The following is a 2,135-nucleotide window of genomic DNA, read 5'->3' as shown; positions in this document are numbered from 1 at the left end:
CGCCCGCCCCGCCGCCACCGCCGCTGACGGAGACGCCCGCGTGCCGCCCGCCGCCGTGGGCACCTTCGGCGGTGCCGGCATGGCGAGCCCGTCCATTGCGGGCGTCGCCGTAGGCGGAGTCGCCGTGGCCCGGCTCGCCGTACCCGGCGCGCCCGCGGCCGTTCTCGCCGTACCCCGCGCGTCCGTAGCTCGTCTCGCGGTAGCCATAACCGCCGAACTGATCGCCGAAGCCGTCGTCGTCGGAGTCGGGGTCCTCGAAGCGCATGTCGACGGCGTCGAGAACGATGGCGAACACGCTGCCGACGCCGAAGCGGCTGGCGACCGTCAGCACCCCACCCATCGCGGTGACCAGGGCGTGGGAGAGGGCGAGTCCCAGCCCGCTGCCCTCGATCCCGCTGCGTTCGGCGCCCAGCCGTTCGAAGGGTCGGAACAACCGGTCGATCGCCCGCGGGGACAGGCCCGCACCGTCGTCCTCGACCTCGATGCGGATCCGGGAGCCGGTGATCGGCACGATGCCGACCCGCACGCTGCCGCCCTCGCGACCGTATTTCAGAGCGTTGCCGACGAGGTTGAGCAGCACCTGCCACAACCGGCGACGGTCCGCGTCGGCGATGAGCGGCACGGCGGGGTCGATCACGCGGCGGATACTGCGCTGCGCGGCGAGCGGCTCGACCAGCTCCACCACGCCCTGGACGATGTCGAGGACGTTGACCGGGCCCTTGTTGATGTCGCCGCGACCCGCGCGCAGCCGGGCCAGGTCCAGCACATCGTCGATGAGGGCCTGCATGTGGCGGCCGCCGGTGATGATCCGCTCGACGTCGTCGTGCAGGTCGGGGGTGAGCGGCTCCAGCTCGAGGAGCTGGGCGAAGCCGAGCATCGCGTTGAGCGGGGTGCGCAGCTCATGGCCGAGGCGGGCGATCAGCTCGTCCTTGGCCCGGGAGTCGTTCTCGGCGATCTCGCGGGCACGCTGGTCGGTCGTGTCGCGGGCGAGCAGGACCAGGCCGCCGTCCGGATCGCGCCGGATGGTCACGTGGTGCGGCACGGTCGTCCCGGCGGGGTCGACCAGACCCACGGAGCCGCGCCATTGCCCGGACTGCGCCAGCGCGGCCGTCACGGCCTCGCCGAGCGCGACGCGGAACGCCGGGTCGACCACCTCGATCAGGTCCAGCAGCTGCGGCTCGCGGGGGATCCGGTCACCGAGGAAGGCGCGAGCGGCGGCGCCCATGTCGGTGACATGGCCGTCCCCACCGACGACCACAGCCAGGTCCGTCAGCGCGTCGAGCAGCGTGCGTGGCCCCACCTACGCCTCGTCATCCGTCTTCTTCCACCCCACGGCGGGCAATGGTAGGGCGTGCCGTCAGAGCCCGTTGTCCCGGGTTTGCGTAACCGCCCACTTGGGGGTCGATCGTGCAACTTTTCGTGACAAGTCGCTAGCTTACCGACCCATCCGTTTTGTCAACGTAGCAGGCGCGTGGCACTGCGTCGGAGCGATGGTGGGCGCGGCGTCGGCGTGGTAGGTCTGATCGCATGCTGGTTGCCTTCAGTGTCACGCCCATCGGAACCGGCGAGGGTGTCGCCGAGCTGGTCGCCGAGGCGGTCCGCATCGTCCGCGCGAGCGGCCTGCCGCACGAGACCAACGCCATGTTCACCACGATCGAGGGCGAGTGGGATGAGGTGATGGACGTCGTGCGCAGGGCCACCCTGGCCGTGGGCGCCCGCGCCGGTCGGGTCAGCCTCGTGCTCAAGGCGGACCTGCGCCCCGGCGTCAGCGACGCCCTGCACGAAAAGGTGGCGAGCATCGACCGGCTGCTCGCGGCGGGCCCCGCGGGGGACGCCGCGCAGGACCAGACCGGCGATGGAGCCGGCGATGCGGCCGGCTGACCGGGGGCGCCGGACGGCGGCGCGGACAACAGGCCCCGAAAAGTCATCCGCCGGCAGGGCCGTCCGCCCCACCCGGATGTCACGATGGGGGCATGCAACGTAGGCCACCAGTCCCATCCGGACCGCCGCGGGGTGCGGGAGGCCCGGGACGACCCGGGCGACTGCCCGACAGCCTCGGCGGTCTGCGCCTCGCCGGCGCTGTCCCACTGGATCCGAAGCCGGCCACCCCGCCGCCGCCCGCGACCGCCGGGCCC

General features: G+C 72.8%; 2 protein-coding genes. One reads left to right on the top strand and one right to left on the bottom strand.

Features of this window, described 5'->3' with window-relative positions; genetic code table 11:
- Positions 1–1,300, bottom strand: a 1,300-nt coding sequence (locus ND748_RS30580; protein WP_251749757.1) for a HAMP domain-containing sensor histidine kinase, incomplete at its 3' end; no start/stop codon positions are given.
- Positions 1,301–1,527: 227 nt separating this feature from the next.
- Here ND748_RS30580 and ND748_RS30575 point away from each other — a divergent pair.
- Positions 1,528–1,881 (top strand): MTH1187 family thiamine-binding protein, encoded by a 354-nt coding sequence (locus ND748_RS30575; RefSeq protein ID WP_251749756.1) that lies wholly within the window; start codon positions 1,528–1,530, stop codon positions 1,879–1,881.
- The last annotated feature ends 254 nt before the right edge of the window (positions 1,882–2,135 follow it).

Source organism: Frankia sp. AiPs1 (genome assembly GCF_023716945.1).
GTDB lineage: Bacteria > Actinomycetota > Actinomycetes > Frankiales > Frankiaceae > Frankia.
Note: the sequence above shows the minus strand (reverse complement) of the source record. Positions and strands in the feature narration are given on the sequence as shown.